The sequence below is a fragment of the Corynebacterium freiburgense genome (assembly GCF_030408815.1).
Taxonomy (GTDB): Bacteria; Actinomycetota; Actinomycetes; order Mycobacteriales; family Mycobacteriaceae; genus Corynebacterium; species Corynebacterium freiburgense.
Map to the genome: position 1 here is coordinate 2,739,811 of NZ_CP047355.1, position 26,280 is coordinate 2,766,090.

At 52.6% G+C, this 26,280-nt stretch carries 23 protein-coding genes and 1 tRNA gene; 11 read left to right on the forward strand and 13 right to left on the reverse strand.

Going from position 1 to position 26,280, the window contains the following annotated elements; all coding sequences use genetic code 11:
- Positions 1–3: 3 nt before the first annotated feature.
- Complete coding sequence (locus CFREI_RS12355; RefSeq protein ID WP_051255984.1) at positions 4–2,631, forward strand: (Fe-S)-binding protein; 2,628 nt, start codon at positions 4–6, stop codon at positions 2,629–2,631.
- Positions 2,632–3,188: 557 nt separating this feature from the next.
- On the opposite strand, the gene CFREI_RS12360 is transcribed toward CFREI_RS12355, so the two are convergent.
- From CFREI_RS12360 to CFREI_RS12375, 4 genes are all read right to left on the reverse strand, one after another.
- Positions 3,189–3,791, reverse strand: coding sequence for a DUF998 domain-containing protein (locus CFREI_RS12360; RefSeq protein WP_027012936.1), 603 nt, complete (start codon positions 3,789–3,791; stop codon positions 3,189–3,191).
- A gap of 203 nt (positions 3,792–3,994) precedes the next feature.
- Entirely contained in the window at positions 3,995–4,192 is a 198-nt protein-coding gene (locus CFREI_RS12365; protein WP_051255983.1) for a MarR family winged helix-turn-helix transcriptional regulator, read from the reverse strand.
- Between the two features lie 22 nt (positions 4,193–4,214).
- A complete protein-coding gene (locus CFREI_RS12370) occupies positions 4,215–5,153 on the reverse strand; it encodes a permease (RefSeq protein ID WP_051255982.1) in 939 nt (312 codons plus the stop codon).
- Between the two features lie 2 nt (positions 5,154–5,155).
- Complete coding sequence (locus CFREI_RS12375; protein WP_027012934.1) at positions 5,156–5,782, reverse strand: hypothetical protein; 627 nt, start codon at positions 5,780–5,782, stop codon at positions 5,156–5,158.
- 67 nt (positions 5,783–5,849) lie between these two features.
- Between CFREI_RS12375 and CFREI_RS12380 the strand changes: the two genes are divergently transcribed.
- The 3 genes from CFREI_RS12380 to CFREI_RS12390 all read left to right on the forward strand — a co-directional run bounded on the left by CFREI_RS12380 (position 5,850) and on the right by CFREI_RS12390 (position 9,319).
- On the forward strand, positions 5,850–6,419 hold the full coding sequence (locus tag CFREI_RS12380; RefSeq protein WP_027012933.1) for a DUF1707 SHOCT-like domain-containing protein: 570 nt from the start codon (positions 5,850–5,852) through the stop codon (positions 6,417–6,419).
- Between the two features lie 396 nt (positions 6,420–6,815).
- Positions 6,816–8,060: a pyridoxal phosphate-dependent aminotransferase gene (locus tag CFREI_RS12385; protein WP_035112208.1), complete on the forward strand. Its 1,245-nt coding sequence runs from the start codon at positions 6,816–6,818 to the stop codon at positions 8,058–8,060.
- A gap of 11 nt (positions 8,061–8,071) precedes the next feature.
- Positions 8,072–9,319, forward strand: a complete 1,248-nt coding sequence (locus CFREI_RS12390; protein WP_084170775.1) for a YibE/F family protein — start codon at positions 8,072–8,074, stop codon at positions 9,317–9,319.
- Here CFREI_RS12390 and CFREI_RS12395 read toward each other — a convergent pair.
- Positions 9,316–9,909 carry a metallophosphoesterase gene (locus tag CFREI_RS12395; RefSeq protein WP_051255981.1) on the reverse strand — a complete coding sequence of 198 codons (594 nt, stop codon included), beginning with the start codon at positions 9,907–9,909 and terminating at the stop codon, positions 9,316–9,318. The two genes, CFREI_RS12390 and CFREI_RS12395, sit on opposite strands and share 4 nt — an antisense overlap.
- A gap of 87 nt (positions 9,910–9,996) precedes the next feature.
- Between CFREI_RS12395 and CFREI_RS12400 the strand changes: the two genes are divergently transcribed.
- The gene (locus CFREI_RS12400) at positions 9,997–10,302 is read left to right on the forward strand and encodes a transposase (protein WP_051255980.1); all 306 of its coding nucleotides are present in this window, start codon (positions 9,997–9,999) and stop codon (positions 10,300–10,302) included.
- A gap of 23 nt (positions 10,303–10,325) precedes the next feature.
- Here the strand turns inward: CFREI_RS12400 and CFREI_RS12405 are convergent, their stop codons facing one another.
- The 5 genes from CFREI_RS12405 to dcd are packed head-to-tail and all read right to left on the reverse strand — an operon-like array spanning position 10,326 to position 13,855.
- On the reverse strand, positions 10,326–11,255 hold the full coding sequence (locus CFREI_RS12405; RefSeq protein WP_027012930.1) for an ABC transporter substrate-binding protein: 930 nt from the start codon (positions 11,253–11,255) through the stop codon (positions 10,326–10,328).
- Entirely contained in the window at positions 11,252–11,842 is a 591-nt protein-coding gene (locus tag CFREI_RS12410) for an ABC transporter permease (protein ID WP_051255979.1), read from the reverse strand. The genes CFREI_RS12405 and CFREI_RS12410 overlap by 4 nt, the downstream gene beginning before the upstream one ends.
- On the reverse strand, positions 11,835–12,491 hold the full coding sequence (locus tag CFREI_RS12415) for an ABC transporter permease (protein WP_027012929.1): 657 nt from the start codon (positions 12,489–12,491) through the stop codon (positions 11,835–11,837). Before CFREI_RS12415 ends, CFREI_RS12410 begins: the two co-directional genes overlap by 8 nt.
- A complete protein-coding gene (locus CFREI_RS12420) occupies positions 12,488–13,285 on the reverse strand; it encodes an ABC transporter ATP-binding protein (RefSeq protein ID WP_027012928.1) in 798 nt (265 codons plus the stop codon). The genes CFREI_RS12415 and CFREI_RS12420 overlap by 4 nt, the downstream gene beginning before the upstream one ends.
- Before the next feature lie 6 nt (positions 13,286–13,291).
- A complete protein-coding gene (gene dcd, locus CFREI_RS12425) occupies positions 13,292–13,855 on the reverse strand; it encodes a dCTP deaminase (RefSeq protein WP_027012927.1) in 564 nt (187 codons plus the stop codon).
- A gap of 422 nt (positions 13,856–14,277) precedes the next feature.
- Here dcd and CFREI_RS12430 point away from each other — a divergent pair, with 422 nt between their 5' ends.
- The 4 genes from CFREI_RS12430 (at position 14,278) to CFREI_RS12445 (ending at position 18,467) form a co-directional block, all read left to right on the forward strand.
- On the forward strand, positions 14,278–14,964 hold the full coding sequence (locus CFREI_RS12430) for an ATP-binding cassette domain-containing protein (RefSeq protein ID WP_051255978.1): 687 nt from the start codon (positions 14,278–14,280) through the stop codon (positions 14,962–14,964).
- Complete coding sequence (locus tag CFREI_RS12435) at positions 14,961–16,964, forward strand: YhgE/Pip family protein (protein ID WP_027012926.1); 2,004 nt, start codon at positions 14,961–14,963, stop codon at positions 16,962–16,964. Before CFREI_RS12430 ends, CFREI_RS12435 begins: the two co-directional genes overlap by 4 nt.
- A gap of 42 nt (positions 16,965–17,006) precedes the next feature.
- Positions 17,007–17,080: transfer RNA gene (locus CFREI_RS12440), tRNA-Gly, on the forward strand.
- 559 nt (positions 17,081–17,639) lie between these two features.
- A complete protein-coding gene (locus CFREI_RS12445; protein WP_205618464.1) occupies positions 17,640–18,467 on the forward strand; it encodes an NTF2 fold immunity protein in 828 nt (275 codons plus the stop codon).
- Between the two features lie 82 nt (positions 18,468–18,549).
- Here CFREI_RS12445 and CFREI_RS12450 read toward each other — a convergent pair whose 3' ends face one another.
- On the reverse strand, positions 18,550–20,766 hold the full coding sequence (locus CFREI_RS12450; RefSeq protein WP_240483214.1) for a DEAD/DEAH box helicase family protein: 2,217 nt from the start codon (positions 20,764–20,766) through the stop codon (positions 18,550–18,552).
- Positions 20,767–20,865: 99 nt separating this feature from the next.
- Here CFREI_RS12450 and CFREI_RS12455 point away from each other — a divergent pair, with 99 nt between their 5' ends.
- Complete coding sequence (locus CFREI_RS12455) at positions 20,866–21,840, forward strand: recombinase family protein (protein WP_156907772.1); 975 nt, start codon at positions 20,866–20,868, stop codon at positions 21,838–21,840.
- A 115-nt stretch (positions 21,841–21,955) separates the two neighbouring features.
- Entirely contained in the window at positions 21,956–23,509 is a 1,554-nt protein-coding gene (locus tag CFREI_RS12460) for a recombinase family protein (RefSeq protein ID WP_027012924.1), read from the forward strand.
- A 563-nt stretch (positions 23,510–24,072) separates the two neighbouring features.
- Here CFREI_RS12460 and arsA read toward each other — a convergent pair.
- Positions 24,073–25,845, reverse strand: a complete 1,773-nt coding sequence (gene arsA, locus CFREI_RS12465) for an arsenical pump-driving ATPase (protein WP_027012923.1) — start codon at positions 25,843–25,845, stop codon at positions 24,073–24,075.
- Entirely contained in the window at positions 25,836–26,237 is a 402-nt protein-coding gene (arsD, locus tag CFREI_RS12470) for an arsenite efflux transporter metallochaperone ArsD (protein WP_027012922.1), read from the reverse strand. Before arsD ends, arsA begins: the two co-directional genes overlap by 10 nt.
- Positions 26,238–26,280 lie beyond the last annotated feature (43 nt).

Genomic DNA, 26,280 nt, shown 5'->3' on the forward strand with positions numbered 1-26,280 from the left:
CTCATGCCTGTTGCCATCACAACAGTGTTCGGTATTGCTGGCATTTTGCTTTCATTGCCCGCATGGTTCTTTTTCGTACGCGGGGCTTTAAGGCTCTATCGTTTTATCGCTTCAGGTAAGCCTTCGCCTGGCCGCACCACAAAACCTTTGCTCAGAGCATGGACCATGTTCAAAGAGGTTTTTTTGCATACGGAGCTCGCTCGAAAACCAGTTGTGGCTATTGCTCACTGGTTTGTAATGGTGGGATTCCTTATTGGCTCCTTGGTTTGGTTTGAAGCCTATATTCAAACATTTAATCCTGCAGGTGGTTGGCCTTTATTGCATGAGCTGCGAATCTATCATTTTTTGGATGAGGTTCTTGGCCTTGGGACTGTATTGGGGATACTCGCCCTGATCGCAGTTCGGATCGTAGTGGGTAATAACAATCGGGTTGACCGTTTCTATGGATCCAATGCTCGGGCAGCGCATTTTGTGGAAGCGGTTGTGCTGGTTGAGGGCATAGGCATGATCTTAGTCAAGGCCGGCAAGATCGCCACCTACGGTCATGCCGATCCAGTTGCGGATTTTTTGAGCAGGCACGTCGCCCAAGTACTTCCAGCCAGCCCAGAGTTGGTTAGTGGCTTTGCATTAGTGAAGTTACTTACGGGTATGGTTTGGCTTTTTGTCGTTGGTCAACAATTACATTGGGGCGTCGCGTGGCATCGCTTCCTGGCGTTTTTCAATATTTTCTTTCAACGTAACCCTGATGGTAAACCTGCGCTTGGAGGGGTTCCTACCATTGATCTTGAGGAGTCGCTTGGGGTTGGCACCATTGCCGATGCTTCCTGGAAGATGCTTCTCGACGCCGCGACCTGCACCGAATGCGGTCGCTGTCAGGAGCTCTGCCCCGCATGGAATACGGGCAAGCCTTTAAGCCCCAAGAAAGTTATTACTGACCTTCGTGATGCTGCCCTCGCAGAAACTGATGTATTACAGCTCGTCGGTGCAACAATCACCGAGGACGAGCTATGGAGCTGCACAAACTGTGGTGCTTGTGTCGAACAATGCCCAGTTGATATCGAACACATCGATCATGTGGCAAATCTCCGGCGTTTCCAAGTACTCGCAGAATCAGAATTCCCCAGCGAACTTACGAGTCTTTTCAAAAATCTAGAAACTAAAGGTAATCCGTGGGGACGCAATAACTCCGAGCGTGCCACCTGGATCGAAGAGGCCCGCCGCGATGGTCTTACCGTCCCTGAATTCGACGGTTCCTTCGAAGACACTGAATACCTTTTCTGGGTTGGTTGCGCAGGCGCATTTGACGATGATGGCAAAAAGACCACCCGAGCAATCGTAGAGCTTTTAGAAACTGCTGGCGTCAAATATGCAGTCCTCTCAAAGTCCGAAGGCTGTACCGGAGACCCCGCACGCCGTGCTGGCAATGAGTTTCTGTTCCAGACCTTGGCCACCGCAAACGTCGAAACGCTCAATGATGTATTTACAGGAGTGCCCCAAGGCCAACGCAAAATCATTACCTCCTGCGCACATTGCTTTAATACATTGCGCAATGAATACCCCGATTTCGGTGGACACTACGACGTCTTGCATCAAACTCAGCTTTTAAACCGCCTGGTACGCGAAGGGCGGCTCAAACCTGTGCCCCGCCCGGCGTCGGCACGCAAACCGATCACCTACCACGACCCTTGTTTCCTTGGCCGGCACAATAAAGTGTTCGACCCACCACGCGAACTTATCGACGCCGCCGGAGCCGAACTACGCGATATGCAGCGCGCCAAAAACGAAGGCTTCTGCTGCGGTGCGGGTGGTGCACGCATGTTTATGGAAGAAAACCTAGGCACCCGTATTTCCGACACCCGCGCCAAAGAAGCCGTCGACACAGGTGCCACTGAAATCGCAACCGCGTGCCCCTACTGCACAACAATGCTGGTCGGTGGCGTAAAAGCAAACCAAAGCAATGTCAAAGTTCGCGATGTTGCACAAATGCTTCGAGACTCTATCTTGCTTGACGGCGCCCTGCCACCAGCACAAAAACTCGAATTCCTTGATCCGCCCAAACGCACCGCCAAACCTTTGCCAACGCAGAATGCTCCAACTCCTCCAGATGCCTCGGCTCTGCCAAAGACGGCGCTCGGCCCGAGAAGCCTACAAACGCCCGTTCCACAAGGTGCGCTACCTGGGGTTCCAGCGCCACCTGGGGTCCCAGCGCCACCTGGGGTCCCAGCACCTCCTGGGGTTTCAGCACCTCCTGGGGTTCCAGCACCTCCAATGAGCACCTCTTTACCGTCGAACGTTTCATCTAATCCGAAACCTCCCGGCATCTCTTCAGCTGCGCCAGCAACTCCGTCGGTGCCGCCACCACCGAACATGTCAACGCCCTCAATTTCTACCACCCTTGGTCCGCCCGCGGTGTCGAATATTCCAAAACCTCCAGGTAATGTTCCTACCCCACCGAAGGTTCCTACCCCACCGAAGGTTCCTACCCCACCGAAGGTTCCAACTCATTCGAGTATTTCCCCGGTTCCCCCTGCGCCGAGTGTGCCAGGACCTCCGAGTGCGCCTACACCACCAACGCCACCTTCAAGTCCGGTGCCTCCTCCACCAATAGCTGATAAGGATAAAGAGGAATAGCTAGTGCCAGAAGGTGGAGAGTAGCGCGATTTTCTATGAACCGTATTTTCGCACCAAGCCCAAACATCCGACACTGCTACTATGCAGATTGTTTGCTTGCGAATATTCGGACAATATGACACAAATCAAGTTGAGGTCTGCCGGTTGGCCTACCTCACCCTCTTCCGCATCGCCCTAGACTTTAGGTTGCACGCAATAGTCGACCTGCAATCTGTCACAGATTCCATTTTTTTGAGGAAATTTATGGAATTTGCGACAAAATCGGGCCATTTCTGTCACAGATTCCATTTTTTTCGCGATTTTTATGGAACTTGCGACAGATGCCTGGTCAACGATTGCACACGATTTATTTTTGTGTCACAAATTCCATTTTTTCGGCCGATTTTATGGAATCTGCGACAATTGCACAACCTATTGCATCACAGACACGATTCTCAGCCTCAGTTTCCGCACTAAGATGGCTTAAGTTGGGCACGAGTGTGCCGACACCAGCGACGCTACGCGACCTTTAAATCTCCGTACCCCTCTCCACATATAGCCAACGAAAATAAAGAGAACTAGCTACCACCATAAAGCGTGAGGCACTGATTGATAATCAATACTGCCGCAGCAGCGTAGAAGCAAAGAACAGACAGCAGGAACAATCTCTCGAATAGGCCAAATACCCGGCGGCCTGGCCCTGCGATGGTCACACACACAGAGATCAAGGAAATCAACGTGGCCACGCGCACCCCGGAAAGCACCGAAGAATTCAACACTTCCGCAATATTAGACATTGGAGAATAGGCGCACGCAAATTGCACAATGGCCAAAATATAGTGGGCTAAGCCTCGAAACGTTAGTTTTTCGCCTTCCAAATCGGTCGGTAGCCATTGGATCGCTACAACGCTCAAACCTGCAACGCAACAACAAGCAATCGTCCAGGCCCGGTGGGCCCCCGGAGGAAACGCAGCATATGCTGAGGCAGCAAATGCCCACCAACCAATTGCGGTTGGCGCAGCAAGAAGTCTGGCTACCTTTGCAGTTGGCCCGACTCCGTAGTCGCTAACAGCGTGACGGATTGGGTGATATCCACTGGGCATGGTGTGCAATTTTGTCATCAGCCCGAGCCGGGCCACTGTCGCCAATAGCACAATGAAAGCGCAAACCACCGCAATCATAATGACTCCCTAATCGTTTGTAATGTCTTAGTTAGTTCAGCAACATCAATGCCGAGCTCTGTGGCATGATCATCCAGAGAGTTTCCAAGACTGCGAGCAGCTTCCCGCAAAACCTTTTTCCCAGAATCAGTAATAGAAAGGATTTTTCTATTTGAATCTCCATGCTTGCGCGTGTCAATGACCCAGCTATGGGTTAAAAGCGATCACAACATCTGGCTCACCGCAGACTCTGTGACTCCCAAAGCTGAGGCAAGGTCTTTCGAGGTCAAGCCAGGATGCTCAGCGATAATAAACAACGCAACATATTTTCGGTAGGTCAGCCCAAATGGACGTAGCTTTGCTTCGGCACGCTTTCCTAAGACCAATGCCAACTCGTGGATTTCCGTGGCTAAATCGTCCATACCACTAACTTAAGCCCTTAAGTTATCTCCCGTCAATCCCAAATAAGGCAAAGCTAACCAATATAGAAACAGTCGTGGCGCATATAAGGACCAACGGTAGAAAGCGTATGGCAAAGCGAGTGCCAAAAGTGCCAGCATGCAACAGAATAAGCTTAAGGTCGATCATCGGCCCCACCACCATAAACGCCAATTGGGCTGCTGCTGGCGCACTTGTGAATGAGGCAGCAACGAATGCGTCAGCTTCTGAACAAAGACTCAAGATAATTGCCGCACCCACGAGCATTAGAACTGGGATTAGAATTCCCGTACCAAAATTCAGCGGTATCCATGTCTTAAAGGCTGCTGCAAGCATCGCACCTGGGACAAGGAAACTGCCTGCTTGAAGAAAGTCTCGGGCAGCGGTATCTATAAATCCGTGGTGATGTTCATGGTCGTGGGGGATATCGATCTCATGGCCTACTTTTTTCCAAATCCAACCAATGATGATTGCTGCAAGAAAGCTGGCAAGAAAACGCGCCCACACCATTGTGGGGTTATCCGGAAAGGCTACCGCCGTAGCAACCAGTACCACTGGATTAATTGCTGGTGAAGCCACGAGAAAAACCAATGCTTGGGCCTGTGAAATTCCACGCCGCATCAGGGAATTCGCCACTGGCACTGACGCACATTCACAAGCTGGCAACACCATACTTGATAATGCAGCAAATGGAATTCCACGAGGGATTTTATGAAACACCGATGATGGAATCCACGCAGCGATAGCCCCTGATAACAGCGTACCGAGCAACAAGAACGGGATTGCCTGCACCATAATCGCTAAGAAAATAGTGGCCCACATGTCCATGTTTGAAGGCAGTGTAAAAATTCGACCCTCAGCAATAATCACAATAAAAGCGCCCGTAAGGGACACCGCGCTCAACAGGGGGAAAGCCCATGTGGCGGTAGGGACGTCGATACGCATAACTAGAGGTAGGGCCTTTCTGGCGGAATTATCGGTGCCGCACTGTGAACATACACGGCATCCTGCATTACGACGCCCGTGACCACCACCCAATCAGCATCAGGCACCGAACCAATCATCTTCACGCCATGCAACGTTGCGTCAGCGGCACAACACAACACCCGATATCGGGTAAGCATCCAGCCATCCTCCACCTCAGTAACCTGGCCTATCATCCGTACTTGCTTACCCTCGATATCCTTTTTGCTATACAACGGAAAATCCAAGACCGTCATATCATTCACATCATTATGCAACTCAGGTAACTCAACCTCGGACGACCCAACAACCTGAACTCCACCAGACCTAGGCAATAACGGCCCGGGCGCTGCCAACGCCACGAGCACCACCGGGACTACAAGCAACACAGTAATCCACGAACCATGCCCCAAACCGCTCCCCAGAAAAACCCGGCGCAACACCTCAGTACCCAAGATTAAAAGCCCAAAACCAGTAGCTAATACAGCCCACCTAAAACCTGGCTGCACATACCGGAAGACCAGTCCAGACCAACACAAATGACATAGCATCAAGCCCAGTGTAAAGATCAGTGTGCCGCTCCAAGTATCCCCAGCTGTAGCCTTATGCACTCCGCATCCCTCATTCCTTACACTTTAGGCCTAACATTTTAAACCGCCGTTCACTATCCTTGAGTGTATGAGCAATGAACACGTCCGGATCAGCGACGCAGAGCGCAATAACGCAATGAACACATTGGGCGCACACTTCGCTGCGGGTCGTCTCACCTTGCCAGAATATGAAGAACGCTGCGACCAAATATTCGCCGCCACAACGCGCGGCGAACTCCAACCACTTTTCGCCGATTTACCTTCCGCAGACCGACTCCCAGCAACTACCGGACGGTCCTACTCTGTAGCGGAAATCGACGAACTACGGCGCCGAAACGCAAAACCTAAGGCCGGGATCCTAGGGCTCACCGCAATCGCGGCAATAGCAGGCTCTATTGCCTTACAATCCACCGTCGGACCGTTGCTACTATTCCTTATACCAACGGTTTATATCCTGCTATATGTAATGAAACTCGGCCCCAGCGAATGGCATATGCCGAGCCCACACCAACTCGAACGAGAACGCCTCCGCGAACTCCGGACTCGCGCCAAAATGCGAGAAATTGAGATGAAACAAGAAAGTCGGGCGCGCCAACACGAAATAGCGAACCAAGCAATGAACCTTGCAGAAGGTTTCTTGAAAAAGAAAACCTCATAGATTGGGTCAGCTCTGCTAAACAACGGCAAGGCTGGTGGGGTTTAGGGTTTGTGGGCTCTTGGGCCGGTGCCCGAAGGTTACCAGTGTGACCTAGCACTATTTGATGTAGGGTGCGACAAAATCAGGCAGATCTGACATCAACGGATATTTTGTGCACTATTTCTGCAGGTCGCAAAATTGGCCCGTCAAATCTGCCTCAGGCAGATTTACATTGAGCGCTACTCTTCTCTGCTTCGTTAGATTCCTGCGGCAAACGCATCGAAGGATCATCGATCTGCTTTGATTCTTGGCATTGGATAAGTAAGTCAACTGGAGTTCGGCTCCGTGAATAAGATTCATTAGAAAAAATTGGCCTAATTTTCGCATTGTGGCGGATGAAAGTGGCACGATAGTGGAATGAATAATCTGCCCCCTCGCCGTAGCCCGCGTATTTTCGATCAGTCCGAGAAGATGAAAGATGTACTGTATGAAATCCGCGGACCCGTGGCAGCGGAGGCTGAGCGTTTAGAGCTTGATGGACACAGGATTCTTAAGCTCAATACCGGCAACCCAGCAGTCTTTGGATTTGATGCTCCAGATGTGATTATGCGGGATATGATTGCCGCACTACCAACAAGCCAGGGATATTCAAGTTCAAAAGGTATTATTCCTGCTCGCAGAGCAATTGTTACCCGCTATGAGGTGATTCCTGGTTTTCCTTCATTCGATGTGGATGATGTGTTTTTGGGCAATGGTGTTTCTGAGTTGATCTCTATGACAACTCAGGCACTGCTTAATGATGGAGATGAAGTACTTATTCCAGCTCCAGATTATCCACTTTGGACTGCTGCAACTTCATTGGCTGGCGGTAAACCTGTGCACTATTTGTGCGATGAAGAGGATGATTGGAATCCAGACCTGGATGATATCCGTTCGAAAATCACCGATAAAACTAAAGCTATTGTGGTGATTAATCCTAATAACCCAACAGGTGCCGTGTATTCGAAGGAGACTTTGAAAGCTATCGTAGAGGTGGCTCGTGAACACGAATTACTAATTCTCGCAGATGAGATTTATGACCGGATCTTATATGACGACGCCCACCATGTTTCGATTGCAACACTATGCCCAGATTTACTGTGCATTACGTATAACGGCCTTTCCAAGGCTTACCGGGTAGCGGGATATCGTGCTGGTTGGATGGTCGTAACTGGGCCGAAGCATCACGCTCTTGGTTTCCTGGAAGGCTTGGAATTACTGGCTGGAACCAGGTTATGTCCGAATGTTCCCGCACAACACGCAATTCAGGTGGCTCTCGGTGGCCGTCAATCGATTTTCGACCTCACTCGTCACGGCGGTCGGTTGCTGGAGCAACGCAATGTGGCTTGGGAAAAGCTCAATGAGATACCAGGCATTAGCTGCACAAAACCCATGGGCGCGTTATATGCATTTCCGAAAATGGATCCAAATGTACATGAGATTCACGATGATGCACAGTTAATGCTTGACCTATTGCGCCAGGAGAAGATACTGATGGTGCAGGGAACTGGGTTTAATTGGCCGGAGCCTGATCATTTCCGGATTGTTACTTTGCCTCATGCTGCCGATCTAGCGCAAGCAATCGAACGTTTAGGTAATTTCCTCGCTAGCTACAAACAGTAATTCGAGTAATTATGGGACGCCACACATCGCAACAACCAACATTTCCACCGAAGGATTATTATCCGGAAGAGAAACGCAAGGGGTTCAGTATTTGGCAGTGGATTCTTAGTTTTCTACTCATATGCGGATTCATTGCGACGTCCATTGGGCTCGTGTTGCTATGGCCCTCCAGCGCCGAGCCTCGAGTAGCACCTGAATTCAACACGACGTCGCCACTCTCTCAAACTCAGGTTGATGGGGTAGTGCTGATACGTGACACCGGTGAATGCAACTCCCCTTCCGTGGGACGGGTATTTGATACTTCACCAGTGACCTCATTGGAGCAGAAATCCGAGGAATGCCAACTCGCCATTATAGAAATCCAAGAAGGCGACAATATGGGCAAACGTACCCTACTCATGGTCAGCGAAAAACCTGGCGACCCGGATCTTAAGGAAGGCGAGGTTATTCGCATGAGTGAAACCACTGCCGCAGACGGATCACACGCCTATACCTTCACTGATTTCCAACGCACATTGCCGCTTGCATTTTGGATCATAATTACCGCAATTGCCATTGTAATTATTGGACTCGGCCCCGGAATTCGTTCGCTTTTTGGGTTGATTGTAACCTTCGCGGCCGTGGCATTCTTCCTCCTCCCAGCACTTCTGCACGGTGGTCCGCCACTTCTTTTAGCTATCGTCTGCGGCTCGGCGGTGCTATTCCCCGTGCTATATGTGGTTCATGGCGTAAGTTGGAAAACATCCTCAGCCTTGGCCGGAACCCTTATCGCTTTGGGACTCGCCGCAGGACTCGCACATATTGCAATTGCCACTAACCACCTGCGCGGCTTAGGCGATGAAGATAATCTCCTCATTCAGCTGTATCTACCAGACGTAACTGTTACTGGGCTTATGCTCTGCGGCTTCATTATTGGTGCCCTTGGCGTGCTCAATGATGTCACCATAGCGCAATCATCAACCGTAAACGAGCTTGCTGAAATTGAACCAGACGCATCCCCTTGGCGGCTTTTTACAGGGGCTATGAAAGTGGGCCGAGACCATATTGCTTCGATGGTGTACACCCTTGTACTTTCCTACACCGGTGCTGCCCTGCCGCTATTATTGCTACTCAGCGTGGCAGATCGCCCATTTATGCAAGTACTAACCAGCGATGTTATGGCTACAGAATTACTCCGCTCCGCAATAGGTGCACTCGCTCTTACACTTGCTGTTCCGATTACAACACTCATTGCAGCGTTTACCGTATCCAAGGACTAAGCGCTCGCTTTCTCTACGAGCGGCCACAGGTCCGAACTATGCAATGGTTTGAGACCTGTGGCTTCAAGGCAGACATTCACATGTTGCCTATCAATTGGCACCGATGAGTGGGTGTGACCATGAACAACACAATCAAATCCGTCCCGAGCAATCCACCTATCCAATTTGGGCCCACGGAATGGATCCTCCAGCCTCGGTATATGAGTAAAAAGCACATTTTTACCTTGATAGCGAAGATAAAACTCCAAAACCACAAGGTCGAAGACTTGTTGATAGCGAGGCATCCACTCAAATGCGGCGTCGATACCGAATTTCGGGTGGCAGGCATCATGATTGCCTGGGGTAAGTATCATCCGAAGGTTTTTGGCAGATTTCAGTGCCAGTAATTTCTTTAATGCAAATTCATCTTTACGGACGGAAATGTCTCCCAAGCACACCAATGTGGAACCTTCGGGCACCTCATATAGGGGACTCAAAACGGCTAAATCATGTTCGTTCTCGGTAGAGAATCCCCGTTTAGCAGTAATAAGGGGGTGTCCAAGATGCAGGTCAGAAACGATCCAAAAATCTTGCTTATCAAAGTTAGTCACAATTGTCCAATTCCTTCGATGTGCTTTAGCTTTTCCCATTACACTAACTGTAATGCGTTATTCCATCCGGTCGAAAGGATAATAGTCATGGCTATCCATCGTGAGTACTCCCCTGAATTTCAACAAAAAGCCGTAAAAGAAGTCCTCAAAGCCCAGCGAAGCGTTCCTGAAATTGCTCGGGAATTCGGAGTTAGTGCGTCTACGCTCAAAGACTGGGTACAAGCTGCAGAAGAACGAAAGAAGGCTGCACACAAGGCAGAGGAACAAGCAGAACTACTGCAATTACGCGACGAGGTAGAGAAACTCCGCGCTGAAGTGGAAGCACTCCGCCACGACCATGAGTTTGTCAATTCTTTAGAAACATTTTTTAAAGAGCGGCATCATCGCACATAATGTGTAGCGCCAAAGCCGATCCCCTAACCAGAGTGCACAAAATCAAGCGCGATGGTGCGGGGTTCTGCTTTTTCATCGCCAACATTTCGGGCGTTGAGTTTTTGCAGTTCCTCGGTGGTTAAGCGCTCCGTGACTGCCCCAATAATATCTCTGGCTTCGCCATGAATGGATTTTCCTCGCATCAACGGCAGAACATGCTGTGGAAGCACAAGGTTTTTTGGGTCTTCCAAAGTCACTAGATCGTGACCATAAGTAGGAGATGTTGTGTATATATCCGCTATGTCTGCAGCACCGTCGTTCAATGCGGCTACTGTTAAAGGACCACCGCTATCGGCTATAGGCACGAGCTCGACCGCAGGAATGTTATATACCTCTTCAAGACCTTTTGGTCCATAGGGGCGTTCTTTTAATTCGGGGTTGCCAGCCAAACGCAGGCCTTCCATATTGGCAAGGTCTTCGAGGGACACCAGTTTGTGTTGTTCGGCGAATTCCCTAGTCACCCGGAATGAGTCTTTAGACTCCCCCGGGGCGACTTTTCCGGTGGAAAGACCAGCAGGCAGGACTTTATTTAAGGCGGCTAGTACTTCAGCATTGTCGGCGCCAGCCTTAAGTTCTTCGTGCCCAGCTTCACTAATGTAATACTGGGCGAGGTTACCTGAGTATTCGGGAACGAGGTCTACGGTGCCTTCCTGGAGTGCCTTAAGATAAACCTCACGAGAACCAATCCCAGATTGCACTTTGACGTCATAGCCAGCGTCTTCTAAAGACACCGCCCAAATTTGTCCAATAATTTCGGACTCTGGGAAATTAGCGGTGCCAATTGTAATATGCTTACCGTTTTGCGCGGTAGAGTTCGTGGCGGCGGATTCAGAACCTGTAGGTGTATTTAGGGGATCATGCCCGCAAGCAGTAAGTAAGAATGCTAGAAGGCCAAAAACAAAGGTCTTTTTCATCGGAGTCTCCGTTGCAGTATTGCTAATACAATATCCGCTACAAGGGCCAAAACCGTTACAGTTAGCGCACCAGTGAGTACAAGAGAGTAATCATGAAGTGCTAGGCCGTCAAACACATATCTACCTAAACCACCTAGGCCAATATATGCGGCGATAGTGGCGGTGGAAAGCACTTGAAGAATACAAGATCGTAACCCACCAATAATTGTTGGCAATGCAAGTGGACCAGAAACCTGCAAAATAATTTGCCGTTCTGTAAAACCCATTGCTTGCGCTGCGTCGCTGACTTCAATTGGAACTGACCTTACTCCCGCAACAGTCGCAGCAAGAAGTGGTGGTACGGCCAAGAATAGAAGAACGATCACTGTTGGAATCAGTGGAATACTAATGCCAAATAATAAAGTTAGAAGGGTGAGCACACCGAGGGAAGGCAACGCGCGCAAAGCGCCAGCACAGGCGAGAATGGCGTCGGCAAGCTTGGTGCGGGCAATAATAAGCCCCAGCGGAATGCCAACCAACACCGCCAAACCCACTACCAACCCTGAGTAAGCCAAGTGTTCTAGGGTGCGGGTAAGTAGCTCAGACATATTGCCCCGCTTTCCGGTGTGCTTTAGCCCATGGGGTGGCAATGCGTTGAATCAGCACTAGGACTAAATCGAAGGCAATTGCCAGAATGAGTGTGCCCACAATGCCCACCAGGATTTCGGTGGCAAAAAGCCGTTGGTAGCCATTGGTAAATAATGTGCCTAATGATTGCACACCAATCAGCGCGCCCACAGAAACCAAACTAATGGTTGAGGCACTCACTACCCGCAGGCCAGAGATCATTATAGGGAGCGCAAGTGGCAACTCAACGGTAAAAAGCTTGCGCCAGGTAGAGTACCCCATGGCAGTCGCGGCGTCGGAAACATCGGCGTCGATGGCGGCAAATGCATCAGTGGTGGAACGCACCTGCAGCGCCAAACCATAAATCGTCATGGCGACAATAACATTCCAGGGTGAGAGTATCGACGTCCCTATAAACTGCGGCATCACTACAAATAATGCCAATGATGGGATTGCATACATTAACCCAGTGCTAATCACCAATACTTCCCGCAATCGGCTATTACGGTTCGCCTGCCATCCAAGCGGTAATGCAATCAGAAACGATAACAATATTGGCGGCCAAGACAATTGGATATGCGCCACGGTGAGCTCGGTAATAAACTGCCAGTTTGCTAGCGCCCACTTCATGTCACCACCCCATTTACTCGACCGTGCCGATCAACGACGACGCGCTGGCCTTCACGTTCCTCAACGTGTACCGCGCGATCTTCCACCCCAACAAAACTCGCTACAAAATCATTTGCGGGGTGAGTTACAAAATCAGCCGCCGAGCCAGCCTGCTCAATATGTGCTTTTTGAGAAAGCAGCACAATATCATCACCGAGGCGAAATGCCTCATCGATATCATGGGTCACCAAAATAATGGTTTTATTAAGACGTCGTTGCAGGCGAAGCACCATATTTTGCAATTCTCGACGCACCACGGGGTCAACCGCACCGAACGGCTCATCCATAAGCAGAATGTCCGGGTCCGAAGCTAGTGCCCGAGCCACCCCGACACGCTGTGCTTGACCACCAGACAATTCAGCTGGGTATCGAGGAGCTAAATCTGGTGAAAGGTCCAGCATTTGCATAAGTTTTTCTACCCGAGATTGAATATCAGGCAACTTATTTAGCCGTGCAACCGTCCCAATATTTTGGGCAACAGTGCGGTGCGGCAATAATCCGGCGCTCTGCATCACATAACCTATAGAACGCCGTAGTTTTACGGGATCCACCCCGGAAATATCCTCCCCGCGAACCGTAATACGTCCAGCACTCGGCTCGACCATACGGTTAATCATCCGTAAAAGTGTTGTCTTCCCACTACCAGAAGAACCAACCAGGCAAGTCGTGCGGCCCTGGCGGAAGTGGTAGGAAAACCCATCCACTGCGGGTATTTTTGCATCAAAATTCTTACTGACCTGGTCGAAGATTATCATATATTCCTAGCGGAAATTGAGGTACGCCTTTGAAGGCGTAGGCCCACGTTGTCCTTGGTACTTTGAACCAAGAACATTAGACCCATAGGGAGTCTCTGCAGGCGAGGACATAGAAAACAACGCGAGTTGTCCAACTTTCATTCCAGGCCAAAGCGTAATTGGGAGATTGGCCACATTTGAAAGTTCAAGTGTGATGTGCCCCTCAAATCCAGGATCGATAAAACCAGCCGTAGAGTGCGTAAGTAAACCAAGGCGCCCTAGTGAGGACTTACCCTCCAAGCGGCCAGCTAAATCCGCAGGCAATGTAAATTTTTCCAAGGTAGCACCAAGGACAAACTCTCCGGGATGAAGAACAAAAGCATCACCTTCCGTTACTTCAACAAGACTAGTGAGGTCATCTTGCTGTTGCTTCGGATCAATATGCGTATACCGAGAGTTATTAAACACCCGGAAATAGCGATCCATTCGAACATCAATACTAGAAGGCTGAATTAGATCAGGGTCGAATGGATCGATACCTAAAGCTCCGGCATCGATTGCTGCACGAATATCTCGATCTGAAAGAAGCACCCTTTCATCATAGCCATGTATATGTACGCAGCATGGTGATCAAGGAGACAATTTTACCATTTAGCAATAATGCTTACACGCGTTTGCATGTTTTGAATTTGTCATTATTTTATTCCATCCGACATGGCTGCGAGCAAAAATAAAACACATACAAGCTGTACAGGGCGACTTTTAGCGGGAGGAGCGCACTGCACAAAATATTCATCGACTTATGCAAGAAACCAGCTACACATTGAAAATCAAACTTGAAACTATTTCGAATGCCGGAAATATACTAATTTCCTTTTGGGATTTTACTTTCCCTAAGCACATACTCACTAGAAACTCCTGTACGCAATCCATTAGAGTCTCAAGGCACCAGAATAAAAAACAAGGTCCGTGAACTCGGAATACGCCTATTTTTGCTAATTCTAAGGATTGCTATGGATTCGCTGGCAGTTACTGCTCAAGGGATCACTCTTGAAGGTTCAGAAGGCCTCGTCTATGGACCTCTCGATTTTCAAATACCTGCCACCGGCCTAGTGGTGCTTTCCGGAAGGGGAGGTTCTGGGCGTACGGCACTGGCGCTTACCCTTTCTGGGCGGATGAAACCAAGTGGCGGAAAACTCACTGTTCTTGGGGAAACAAAACCTACAAAAATCCGCCCGAAAGTTGCGATTGCCGGAGTCGAGGCAATAGACCAACTCGACCGCGACGTACGCGTTAAGACAGTCTTAAACGAACATCGCGCTTGGTCCTCCTTATGGATTATTTGGCGGCCACAAGTAGATCAAACCTACTATGAGAACCTCTGCCAACCTGTCTTTGGGGACCGCAGATTGCCTCCCCTTTCCGCATATATTAGTGAAATCCCCGCACTCGACCGCATTCTTTTGCGCATCGCGTTAGCATTGCATCCTGCCCATGGCAGACCGATCGAAATGCTGGTTATGGACGATCTTGAACAAGTACACGAAGACTCTGATCGCCAACAATTAATCGACACCCTTTCGCGTTTGGCAACCACCATGCCCGTAGTGGTCAATGCCGTCAATCCTCTCCCAGATTTTCCGCATATTGCATTGCGTACCGACGCCTCGTACACCCACGCAGTCAAGGAGCAACAATGATATCCGGCCTTACGCTCGGTAGTGAATTACAGAGATTTCGACGCTCCAAAATGGGGCGTATTGCTCTTTTAGCAATTACTCTCATGCCCTTGCTCTATTCTGCGTTGTACCTGTGGGCATTTTGGAATCCTTTTGCACATATCAATCGACTACCCGTAGCTTTTGTAAATTCAGACCATGGAACTGTTGTGGAAGGAAAGCCACTCAAGGCCGGCGATAAGGTAGTAGAGGGACTCCAAAAGGTTGAAGAAATCAATTTTGAATACGTAGATCATCAGGATGCAATCGAAGGTGTAGCCGAAGGACGCTACTATTTTGTTGTTGAATTAACGCAAGATTTCTCCGAAGCCGTAGCTTCACCAGCCACCGGCGAAGCCCGCCAAGCAGTAATCCAAACAACTTACAACGATACGAACGGCTACCTCTCAACCATGATTGGGGAGAATGTCATGCGGACAATGATTCCGGTGATTTCCCAGCAAATCGGTGAAGAGGCAATTGATAAAGTACTTGTTGGAGTGCAATCGGCAGGCTCCGGCCTAGAAAAAGCCTCCGAAGGCGCACAGCAAATTAATGAAGGCTTGCATTCGGCCGCGACGGGTAGCGATGAACTCGCCGCTGGTGCACACAAACTCAATGATTCTGTAGCAACGCTCGCCACTGGTAGCGATCAACTTGCCAACGGCACCCAGCAACTGGCAGACAGTATTAATAAAGCCGGTCCACAACTCCAGCAACTTGAGCAGCATGCACAAAACCTTGAAGCAAAACTGCCTGAAATCACCGCCACCGCCCAAAACATCGATGCTGATATAACCTCGCTGAATCAAGAACTGGGCCATGTGACGGCCTTTCAAACTCAATCCAGTGAAAACGTTCGCAACCTGGCAAATCAACTCCGTGGGATACAAGAACCAAATGTTCAAAACGCAGTAATACAGCTCGACCAGCTAGCGAATACCCTTAATAATTCGGGTCTTGGAGAAAACGCGCCCGCTACTATCACCCTCCGCAACCTCGAACAAACAACGCATACGCTAAACACACAACTTAGCAATGAAACATCCCCTGTACGCCAAGGAATTTCTCAAATAGGCTCGGGGAAACTTACTGAACTTCAACAAGGCGTGAACCAACTCAACGATGGAATGCAAACCTTAAATCTGGGCGCACACCGACTCCATGACGAAGGCACCACACCGCTAGTCGCGGGCGTCGAAAAGCTCGGTGATGGATTGCATAAACTTGAAGACGGCTCCGCAACTCTGGCAAACAAACTCACAGAAGGAGCAAGCGCCGTACCCAAATGGGATGAAGAGCAACGACGTGGAACCGCAAGTGTACTCGGTGGTCCCGTCGCACTGAAAGCAACCAATGAAGCAGGTCAGAACACCTTTGGTGGTGGACTCGCGCCATTCTTCTTCTCGCTCGCAATGTTTATCGGCGGGCTGATTATCTTCCTCCTACTACGCCCCATACAAAACCGAGCCGTAGCCTCCGGGGTAGCACCACTACGCGCCGCATTGGACGGACTTTGGCCAGCAATAATAATCGCTTCACTCCAAGCAACAGTCATTGTTGCTGTTACTATGTTTGCCGTAGGACTAGACCCCCGATACCCGATAGGACTCTGGGCATTCGCAGTCGGCGTTTCTATTATGTTCGCCGCAGTCAACCAAATGCTGAATGTACTATTCGGTCCTGGCCCCGGCAAAGTCCTGGCAATGGCATTACTTATGCTTCAAATCCTTGCATCCGGCGGGCTCTACCCAGTAGAAACACAACCGAAATTCTTCCAACTCATCCATCCAATTAACCCCATGACATATTCGGTACATGGATTCCGTCAACTCATGTACGGTCACATTGACCACCGCCTACCGCAAGCAATCGCCGCCCTTGTTATTGTTACCCTGATTTCCTTAACTCTCACATCCCTAGGAGCCAGGAGAGATCGTCTGTGGACAATGAAACGCCTGCACCCTGCGATAAGCGTATAGATTCGTGAGTTGCGAACCCCTAGTGCTATGATTGAGCGGTCCGCCGATGTAGTTCAATGGCAGAACATCAGCTTCCCAAGCTGAATACGCGGGTTCGATTCCCGTCATCGGCTCCAATAGCACGTCATTCTGGATACAAGGATTTCCGGCCCGGCCGGGAAGCCTCCGGGGTGGCGTTTCGCTGTTCTGGTGCGGTTTTCGGGGCGTTTGGGGCGGACGCACGGACCTATGGAGCGGCTCCCAGCTGGGGCGGATCGGGGCTTCGGAGCGTTCTCTCAGTGGGTGGCTTGGCCGGTTGAGGCAGGAAGCGTCAAAAAGTATGGCCTAGCGTCAAAAGGTTCAGCCCCGCGTCAAAAAGTATGGGGCTTGCATCAAAAGGTATCGAGCAAGCATCAACAGGTATCTCGAAAGCGTCGCATGGTTTGGGGCGTCACGGGGAGTCTGGAGGGTCATACTTATACTGTTGGTACAGCTCCGTCAGGTTGACAAAGTCCAGGGTGGAACGGCTGCAATGGGTGAAGTCTAAATGGATACGAGGGCAGGCAGGGCAAGGTATGGAATGGCCAAAACGGGCGCGAACCGCAGATTGGGAAAACGGAGTCCTGTACCTAGACAGAGAGAAACAATTTGAAGTCCCAGAACTGACCACAGAGACCATAGAGCAGCTGGCCGGTTATGCTCTGGTGGGCAGGCTACCCGGTTACCGATGAATTGCTTGTACCCTTTGCCGGGCACAAAAGCATGGCTAACTTCGGTGTGCAGGACGGTGCGCTCACCGACGCTTGTTTCCCGGTTTTTGCCGCCATGCCCAAGCTACGCTATTTGCTGTTGGACGGGAATTCAGCCATTCACGGTAGCGGTTTGGCGGCCCTGCAAAACTCCAAGCTAGACCTTCTCGCCCTCAACCGTACCGGGCTGGACGATGCCGGACTGCTCCAGGCGGCCTCCATCCCCAAGCTCTCCCGCATCCAGCTCGACCATACCGCTGTTACCAATGAGGGTTTACTGGCCATGGCCCACAACAGCTACATAAAACCGGTGGCGCAGGTGCAGTTCACCGAAGAGCAGATGGAACATTTCTCCCAGCTTCAGCGAGAAAAGGCCAAAAAGTCTGCCCAGCTGGATGAGCAGGCAGCGCAGGATTGTCGTAGCTTGTTGTCCTCATTCTTTGTCGAAATGACACGATGGGAGCAGTATGTGGAGCAGGCCGGGTTTGAAGATGCCGAGGCGATATCTCGGTTGCTGGCAATCTGGGAAAAATACGTGAGTGAAAAGCCCCGTCCGGGCTACCGGCCCCTGAGCCTCTCCTACAGCACCCAAGGCACCTACGAGGGGGAGGAATTCCTTGACGCAGAGCAGATTAACAAAAACAAGCTCTACATCTACACCAGAGAGAAAAATGCCGGCTTCGAGCGCCGCTTCCTTATGAAGCAGGTGGGAGAGAGTTGGAAAATCGACGCGGTACAGGAGCGGTTGGATGGCTGGCAGCGAGTAGGATTGTGACGCAGTTTTTCAAGCTGCTTCAACGTCAACCCATGCTCCCCCTCGTCGATGGATGGTGGAGGCAACCCAGGGGCGTTCTGGGCTACGACTGATCCTTGCGTGTCAGCTTGCTATATACCAGGTCGCTGATCTGGCGGATGTCTTCTTGTTCGACGAGGATCGTGACCACGCCTTGGACCCAAGACTCCACCGCCGATGGGCTGAAATCCTCATCCGCGAACAGGCTGTTGATCCGCTCGATGATCGTGTTCCACTCGACCAGGTTCGGATCGTGCGTGCCACCGCTGCCCACACCGACAGGCTTGAGCTTGTCGCTTGTCCCACCACTGAGGTCGATTGTCACTTCGGCCTTTCGGGCTTGTTTGATGTGGGTTAGCTCGATGCTGAAGAAGTCGAGATCTTCGACGTTCTTCTTGCCCGTTAGTCTCGGCAGCAGCAAGCGCAGGAACAGTGCAAGCTTTTCGAGCATGGTGTCGTGGTAGTCGATGATCTGCGAAAGGAAGTCGTAGGTCTTGACGAAGGAGGAGACGTCCTTTTTGAACAGGTCCAGTTCGTCGATTCGATGCTTGTCCTTGCCTTGTACGGCTTGGACGTAGCGATCGTTAAAGCGGTCCGCTGCAGCTTTGAGAGGCCCGGCGTGTGCCCCATGGGTGGTTCCTTTGGTGAGGAATGCGGCGGCGAAGTTCTCGACTTCTTGGTCGGTGTAGATCGCTTGCATCGCTAGCTTGGCTTGGATGTCGTAGATCAGGTCGGGATCGGTGGGCTGGAGGATCTCGGCTGTGCGGTAGTACGGCAAGAACGACTTGCAGATCTCCTCAGGGTCGTTCACGAAGTCCAGCACGTAGGTAGTGTCCTTGCCTGCCGCGGGATAAGTGCGGTTAAGACGTGAGAGCGTCTGGACAGCGGTAATCCCAGACAGTCGTTTGTCCACGTACATTGCACACAACAGAGGCTGGTCGAACCCTGTCTGGTACTTATTGGCCACAATCAGTACCTGGTACTCGTCTGTTGCAAACGCATTCGGCAGGCTACGGCCGCGAAGACCCCGGTTGAGGGTGTTCTCCGTGTATGGCGGCTCCGTGTACCCAAAAGACACATCGGGGGCTTGCTCGGCGGTGATCGAACCCGAGAATGCGACAAGCGTGGCCAGGTCATAACCGTGGTCGCGAATGTAGCGATCCATGGCCTCCTTGTACTTGACCGCCGCCACCCGTGAGGCCGTGACCACCATGGCCTTCGCGTGACCGTCAAGCAGATGAGCAACGTTGGCGCGGTAGTGTTCGATGATGATCTGTACCTTTTGCGCGATATTCGTCGGGTGCAGCGAGACCCAACGCATTAGTCCCTTGGTTGCTGTTGACTCATCAACTAGATCATCATCAGCAAATGGGTTCTTCGTGCTTTCAGCAACCTGGAAGGCTGTCTTGTAGGTGGTGTAGTTGCGCAGCACATCCAGGATGAAGCCTTCCTCAATGGCTTGCTGCATCGTGTAGACATGGAACGCCTGAGGAACGCCATCTGAATCCAGCCGGCCGAAGAGCTCAAGGGTCTTAGCCTTCGGGGTGGCCGTGAACGCGAAGAAGGACAAGTTTGGTGCATCCGCGCGGGCACTCATCTCGGCGGCAATCATGTCCTCTAGGGCAACGTCGCCACCGTCATCGACATCTTCCTGCTCTGCGGTAGTGAGGACCGTCCGCAGTTTCTGTGACACTCTGCCTGTCTGGGACGAGTGCGCCTCGTCTGCGATGATCGCGAAGCTACGGTCAGCCAGCCCTTCGGTTTGAGCAATCGCATCGAGCACGAATGGGAAGGTCTGCATCGTGACAATCACGATCTGCTTGCCTGACAGCAACAAGCCAGCCAGTAGAGCAGACTTTGAGGTTTCACCGGCTCTGCGGGCCTCATCGATATTGATGCTGGCGATGGTCCCTGCAGTGCCTTCCAGACTGGTGATGGCCTTTTGAAGCTGGTCATCAAGCACGGTGCGGTCCGTGACCACCACAACCGAGTCAAAAACCTTGTGGTTGTCATCGTCGTGCAGTTTGGACAGGCCGTGGGCGAGCCACGCAATCGAGTTTGTCTTGCCGCTACCAGCCGAGTGTTGAACCAGGTAGCGGTTCCCTGGTCCTTCGCAACGGACCGTATCTAGCAGGGAGGTAACTAGCTCCCACTGATGGAAACGAGGGAAGAGGATCTTCGAGGATGTCGAGCGCGCTCCAGTGATCGGATCGACCTGTTGCTCGATGGTGAGGTGCAGGAACGAGCCCAGGATGTTCAGCCACGCGTCACGATCCAGCACTCTCTCCCACAGATATGACGCCGACACTTTCAGACCATCACACCCCACCGCACACCCACCAGCCACATCCGAGTGGCCGCCTACTGCCGGGTCTCGACCATGTCCGAGGCCCAAGCAGGCTCCCTGGCCGCCCAGATCTCGGCCTACTCTCAGCTCATCCAGGCTCACCCCACCTGGCAGTTCGCCGGGATCTACACAGACCAAGGCATCTCAGGCACCACCAGCAACAGGCCAGGATTTTCCGACATGATGGACCACGCCAGAGCCGGCGACTTCCAGATCCTTCTGGTCAAATCCATCTCCCGCCTAGCCCGCAACACCGTCGACCTGCTCTCATGCATACGCGAGCTCACCGCACTCGGGGTGGTGGTGCGGTTCGAGAGAGAAAACATCGACACCTCCACAGCCAAGGGTGAACTCATGCTCACCCTGCTGGCCTCCTTCGCCCAAGAGGAATCCCTCTCCCTGTCACACAACGTCAAATGGGCAACCCGCAACCGCTACAAGGCGGGCATCACCAACTCCCGCCGCATCTACCGTGAATACCTGGCCGGTGTCAGCCCTGAAAACATCACCCACCGCCTCAACGCCGAGGGCCTACGCGCACGCGAAGGCGGAGCATTCCTCGGCTCAGTCATTCGCACTTGGCTGGAAAACCCCCGCTATGTCGGCAATGAAATGCTGCAAGCCACTTACACCGACAGCCCCCGAGGAAAACGCGTCGCCAACGACGGAGCCCTGCCCAAGTACTGGGTGGAGGGAGCAAACCCACCCATCATTGATCCACATACCTGGAGCCGAGTCCAAGCCGAACTCGCCCGCAGACGCGAATCCGGCGGACGCGCATTGACCCCCAGTGGTGGGACGTGCGCGCTCACCCACCGGGTCGTGTGCAGCCAGTGCGGGCGCCGCTTCCACCGGCGCACCAAAACCCGCAAGCACATCTCCTACAAGTACTGGTGGTGTGAAAGCGCCACCCGCGGGCAAGGCAACCCCCTGCCAAGCACCCCAGATCAGGGAAGCCCAACTAAAGACAGCCATCACCGCCTACCTGGGGTTGGACGCGTGGGATGACAAGCACGTCCTCGACCTCCTTGAGCAGGTCACCGTCTACCCAGCGGAAAAGTCACCGTGACCAAACGAGGCACACACGCAACCGAGCCCGTGATGACAAGGAAGGAGTAAAACCATGGCCACCATCACCACCATCCCGGCAAGGCCAGCCAAAACCCTCGCCCCCACCACGATGCGAGCCCGGCGCAAAGTCGCCGCCTACGCGCGAGTGTCCACAGACCTGGAAGAACAACAATCCTCCTACCAGACACAAATCGACTACTACACCACCTACATCCAGGGACGAGCCGACTGGGATTTCGTCGGAATGTACGCCGACGAAGGCATTTCAGGAACCTCAACCAAACACCGCAAAGGCTTCCAAACCATGATCACCGACGCCCTATCCGGCAGAATCGACCTGATCGTCACCAAGAGCGTCTCGCGGTTTGCCCGCAACACAGTCGATTCGCTCACCAGCGTGCGCGCACTCAAAGAAGCCGGCGTCGAGGTCTACTTCGAGAAAGAAAACATCTGGACCCTGGACTCCAAAGGCGAACTACTCATCACCATCATGAGCAGCCTCGCCCAAGAAGAATCTCGCTCCATCTCCGAAAACGTCACCTGGGGACACCGCAGACGCTTCGCGGAAGGCAAAGTCATGGTGCCCTACGCCTCCCTGCTCGGCTACAAAAAAGGCGCCGATGGCAAGCTCTCCATCGACGAAGACCAAGCCCGGATCGTGCGACGCATCTACTGCGAATACCTGGCAGGACACTCACCCAAAACCATCGCCGCTCGACTCACCGCTGACGGCATCCCCACGCCCTTAGGAAAGAACACCTGGTCGGTCTCCACCATCAACTCGATCCTGCGCAACGAAAAATACAAAGGCGACGCCCTACTACAGAAAACCTTCACAGTGGACTTCCTAACCAAAACCACCAAACGCAACGAAGGAGAAATCCCCCAGTACTACGTCAGTGGCAACCACGAGCCCATCATCGACCCGGCCGTATGGGGCCAAGTCCAGCACGAACTGGCCAGGCGCACAGGCAGGTCACGTTCCTTCAGCCACCCGTTCGCCTCGAAGATCGAGTGCGGGTGCTGCGGGGGATGGTACGGGCCGAAAACCTGGCATGCTGGCAGCCGGTACGAGCGGCGCATCTGGCGGTGCAACCGCAAATACGACCCCGCCGGCGATCAGCCATGCACAACCAAGCACGTAACCGACAACGACCTGATCGCCGCGTTTGAGCAGACCACCCGCCAGCTCGCACCACCACCCAGCCCGGAAGTACTCGAGGCAGCCCTCGACCAGCTCGGCAACCCGGACGCGCTCGAGGCCAAGCTCGCCCATGCGATCACCGCACGCGACACCGTGGTAGACGAGATCAACGCACTCATCCAAACCGCAGCCAACACCGACTTCGACCCTGACACCTTCGAGGCTGACCATGCTCGGCTCGAAGCCGACTACCAGCACCACCTCGGCACGGTCGAGACCATCGAGAAGCAACTACACGAGCTCGAAGCCAAACGCGCTGCCATCACCGCGTTCCACCAGTACCGCAGCGAGAACCCCGCAATCAGCTACACGCCCGAAGCCTGGCGAGCCCTCGTTGACCACGCCACCATCCATCCAGACGGCACCATCACCATCACGTTCAACAACGGCGCAACACACTGACCCAACCGGATCCTTCACCCCGGGCACACCTTACCTAGGGTTTCCCGTCTCCCGGACGACATGCGCCCACCCCAAGCTTTGTATCCAGCGTAACCACCTTTGGCCCTAGAACATCACTCTGGATATAAAGAATCCTGGCCTGACTGGACGGTGTACGGGGTGGCGTTTTCCGTGTTCTGGAGCGGTTTTGATCTGTGGCGACTGATCGCTGATGCCCCTTGATGGATTCCTGGAGACGGTTGATTAGGCGCTCGGAGAGTCCTCTCGGGGGCTTGCTCAGCAGGTTGAGGCACGAAGCGTCAAAAAGTATGGGGCTAATGTCAATAGGTTTTCCGAAGCCATGCACCGATGCCGTATGTAGCGTGGGAGGGTGCAATCATCTAGGCGTTCGAATGTTTTTCGACCTTGATACAGAATGTGCCATAGTCGTGGGATAGCCGATCTTATTTTGTATAAATTGGCGTAGCGCTCAATGTAGATTTTGTGTAACGCCATTAGAAACGATCGAGGTGGGGTGTCCAGGAATCGATTTCTTCTGAACACCCCACTTTCGCTCGATATGGCTATGCCACTGGGATTTCCCAGATTGGGGTGTGCATCTGGTCTGTGGCCCGATGACGCTCCACGGTGTTGTGTTGCGCTGTGGCTCGTTGTTTGAGGAATGTTGACTGTGACTGGTTCATTGGTAGGTACTGGTTGATGACCCAGGCTCGTGGCGTAATGCCAGCACGGGCGAGGTCATCAGCAAGTTCCTTGGCTTCCAAGATCGGAGTTGACTCGGGAAGCGTTACCAGGATTGGGAATGTCCGGTTCTGGTCTCTCAGACGCATAAGAGCAGTTAGTGTGCCATCGCTCCCTTCAGTTGCCCCGGACTGGCGCATGAGCTCTCGGTGATAGGAACCCGTAGCGTCCAAAAGCAGCAGGGTGTGTCCGGTGGGAGCTGTATCGATGATGACCCAGCGGTGGTCGGCTTCTTCCAGGACAGCAGAGAACGCTCTGAAGACAGCAACTTCTTCCGTGCATGGGCTGGCGAGGTCCTCGATAAGCTGTGCTCGGCCATCAGATTCCAGTGTCACACCCTTTGTGTTGAGCACTTCTTGACGGTACTCTTCGACGACCTTGTGAGGATCGATGCTGACCACATCGAGACCTGGATATTTCTGCGGAAGAGTCATATCCAGGTGCGAGGCTGGGTCAGTGGTCGCCAGAAGCACAGGCAGCCCCTTGCTGGCAACAGAGATGGCAAGTGCCTGCGCGACGGTCGTCTTACCTACTCCACCTTTACCCATAGCCAGAACGACTTTGGGGCTGCCTTCTACGATCTGTTCTGTTGCCTGAGATAGGGCAGATTGCACCACCTCGTTAATGTCGGCAACTTCGGCGGAGGACAGTTCCTCAAGGCCGGCCACGCTCTCGTGGGGCTGCGGGGCAACAGTGGTCAGTCCCTTGATTCCCATGACAGGTTCAGGGTTCATGGGAATCGTGAAGCATGCCAATCCACTGAGCACTGGATGGGTAGTTGCGAGTCCACTGAGGACACTCTGCTCGCCGAGCATAAGCCTACGGTGGAGCGGGTCATTGCCTGCTTCGGGCAAGAGTGCGTTGATAACCAGCGCCTGCGGATTAACCCCGAGTTCCGAGAGCTCGCTGGCTGCGCGCTCAGCCTCCTGGAGAGTGGAACCTTGAGCACGTGCCACAAGCACCAAAGTGGTCAGGGCAGGGTCCTTCAGTGTATTGACCGCATCTTCGTAGGTCTGGCGATGCTTATCGAGTCCTGACAATGGGCCAAGGCAGGAAGCGTCACCAGTGCCCTTCTCAATGAAAGACGACCAGTCACCCGGTAGCGCGAGCAGCCGCAACGTATGTCCTGTGGGTGCGGTGTCGAAAACAATGTGATCGTAAGCGTCGACAATGTTCGAGGAAACGAGGAAATCAACAAACCTGTTGAATGAGGCGACCTCCACCGTGCATGAGCCAGAGAGCGTCTCCTCGGACTCGCGCAACACTTCGGGCGGCAGGAGATGACGAACTGGCGCAAGAATCGACTCGCGATACTTTTCTGCCTCCATGTTCGGGTCGATCTCGATCGCATCAAGCTCGACCTTTATCCCCGTCTCCCTGGCGACGACGTCACCTAGCGCAGTAATTTCAGATCCGATAGGTTGCCCGAAAACCTGTGCAACGTTTGATGCCGGATCCGTCGACACCAGCAAGACTTTGCGCCCTTGCGCAGCAAGCGAAAGGGCGGTAGCGCATGACACCGTCGTCTTACCGACCCCACCCTTGCCGGTGAACATCAGAAACTTTGTTGTTGGCGGCCACTGGCTCAACAGCATCCCGAAGCACCTCCACAACACGACGAGCCTGCCACTGGAAGCTCCGATCTGCCGTCACGTGCAACTTGAGAATCGGAGGCGCCCGCAGAATCCCGACGCGCCCACGCACGCAATTGCGCCAGGGTGGGATACACGCCCTTAAGGACGATCTCGCCGTTAATCACCACCACGGGAAGAGAATCGGCCCCTTCAGACTCAAGCAACTCACGCACAACCGGAGTGGATGCGAAGTCCAACGGAGCGCTGGCCAAATTGTGACGCACCACATCTAACCCTTCCTTCCGCGCGGCACTCACAGCCGCCGCCACATCAACGACTCCCTGATCAACGTCCTCTCCACATACGCCCGACGAACAGCACATCGCCGGATCAAAGATCTCGATCTTGGTCATCTCTTACCTCCACACGTCATATCGATGATTGTCGATACGATAC

Bases quoted from the DNA above. Each gene is read 5' to 3' on its own strand.
- CFREI_RS12415 (WP_027012929.1), bottom strand. From the start codon at position 12,491: ATGAAGTGGGCGCTAGCAAACTGGCAGTTTATTACCGAGCTCACCGTG.
- CFREI_RS12420 (WP_027012928.1), bottom strand. From the start codon at position 13,285: ATGATAATCTTCGACCAGGTCAGTAAGAATTTTGATGCAAAAATACCC.
- CFREI_RS12360 (WP_027012936.1), bottom strand. From the start codon at position 3,791: ATGATTGCGGTGGTTTGCGCTTTCATTGTGCTATTGGCGACAGTGGCC.
- CFREI_RS12390 (WP_084170775.1), top strand. From the start codon at position 8,072: ATGGGACGCCACACATCGCAACAACCAACATTTCCACCGAAGGATTAT.
- CFREI_RS12365 (WP_051255983.1), bottom strand. From the start codon at position 4,192: ATGGACGATTTAGCCACGGAAATCCACGAGTTGGCATTGGTCTTAGGA.
- arsD (WP_027012922.1), bottom strand. From the start codon at position 26,237: ATGACCAAGATCGAGATCTTTGATCCGGCGATGTGCTGTTCGTCGGGC.
- CFREI_RS12445 (WP_205618464.1), top strand. From the start codon at position 17,640: ATGCTCTGGTGGGCAGGCTACCCGGTTACCGATGAATTGCTTGTACCC.
- CFREI_RS12430 (WP_051255978.1), top strand. From the start codon at position 14,278: ATGGATTCGCTGGCAGTTACTGCTCAAGGGATCACTCTTGAAGGTTCA.
- CFREI_RS12410 (WP_051255979.1), bottom strand. From the start codon at position 11,842: ATGTCTGAGCTACTTACCCGCACCCTAGAACACTTGGCTTACTCAGGG.
- CFREI_RS12385 (WP_035112208.1), top strand. From the start codon at position 6,816: ATGAATAATCTGCCCCCTCGCCGTAGCCCGCGTATTTTCGATCAGTCC.
- CFREI_RS12355 (WP_051255984.1), top strand. From the start codon at position 4: ATGCCTGTTGCCATCACAACAGTGTTCGGTATTGCTGGCATTTTGCTT.
- CFREI_RS12400 (WP_051255980.1), top strand. From the start codon at position 9,997: ATGGCTATCCATCGTGAGTACTCCCCTGAATTTCAACAAAAAGCCGTA.
- CFREI_RS12370 (WP_051255982.1), bottom strand. From the start codon at position 5,153: ATGCGTATCGACGTCCCTACCGCCACATGGGCTTTCCCCCTGTTGAGC.
- CFREI_RS12460 (WP_027012924.1), top strand. From the start codon at position 21,956: ATGGCCACCATCACCACCATCCCGGCAAGGCCAGCCAAAACCCTCGCC.
- CFREI_RS12380 (WP_027012933.1), top strand. From the start codon at position 5,850: ATGAGCAATGAACACGTCCGGATCAGCGACGCAGAGCGCAATAACGCA.
- CFREI_RS12405 (WP_027012930.1), bottom strand. From the start codon at position 11,255: ATGAAAAAGACCTTTGTTTTTGGCCTTCTAGCATTCTTACTTACTGCT.
- CFREI_RS12435 (WP_027012926.1), top strand. From the start codon at position 14,961: ATGATATCCGGCCTTACGCTCGGTAGTGAATTACAGAGATTTCGACGC.
- arsA (WP_027012923.1), bottom strand. From the start codon at position 25,845: ATGCTGTTGAGCCAGTGGCCGCCAACAACAAAGTTTCTGATGTTCACC.
- CFREI_RS12455 (WP_156907772.1), top strand. From the start codon at position 20,866: ATGTCCGAGGCCCAAGCAGGCTCCCTGGCCGCCCAGATCTCGGCCTAC.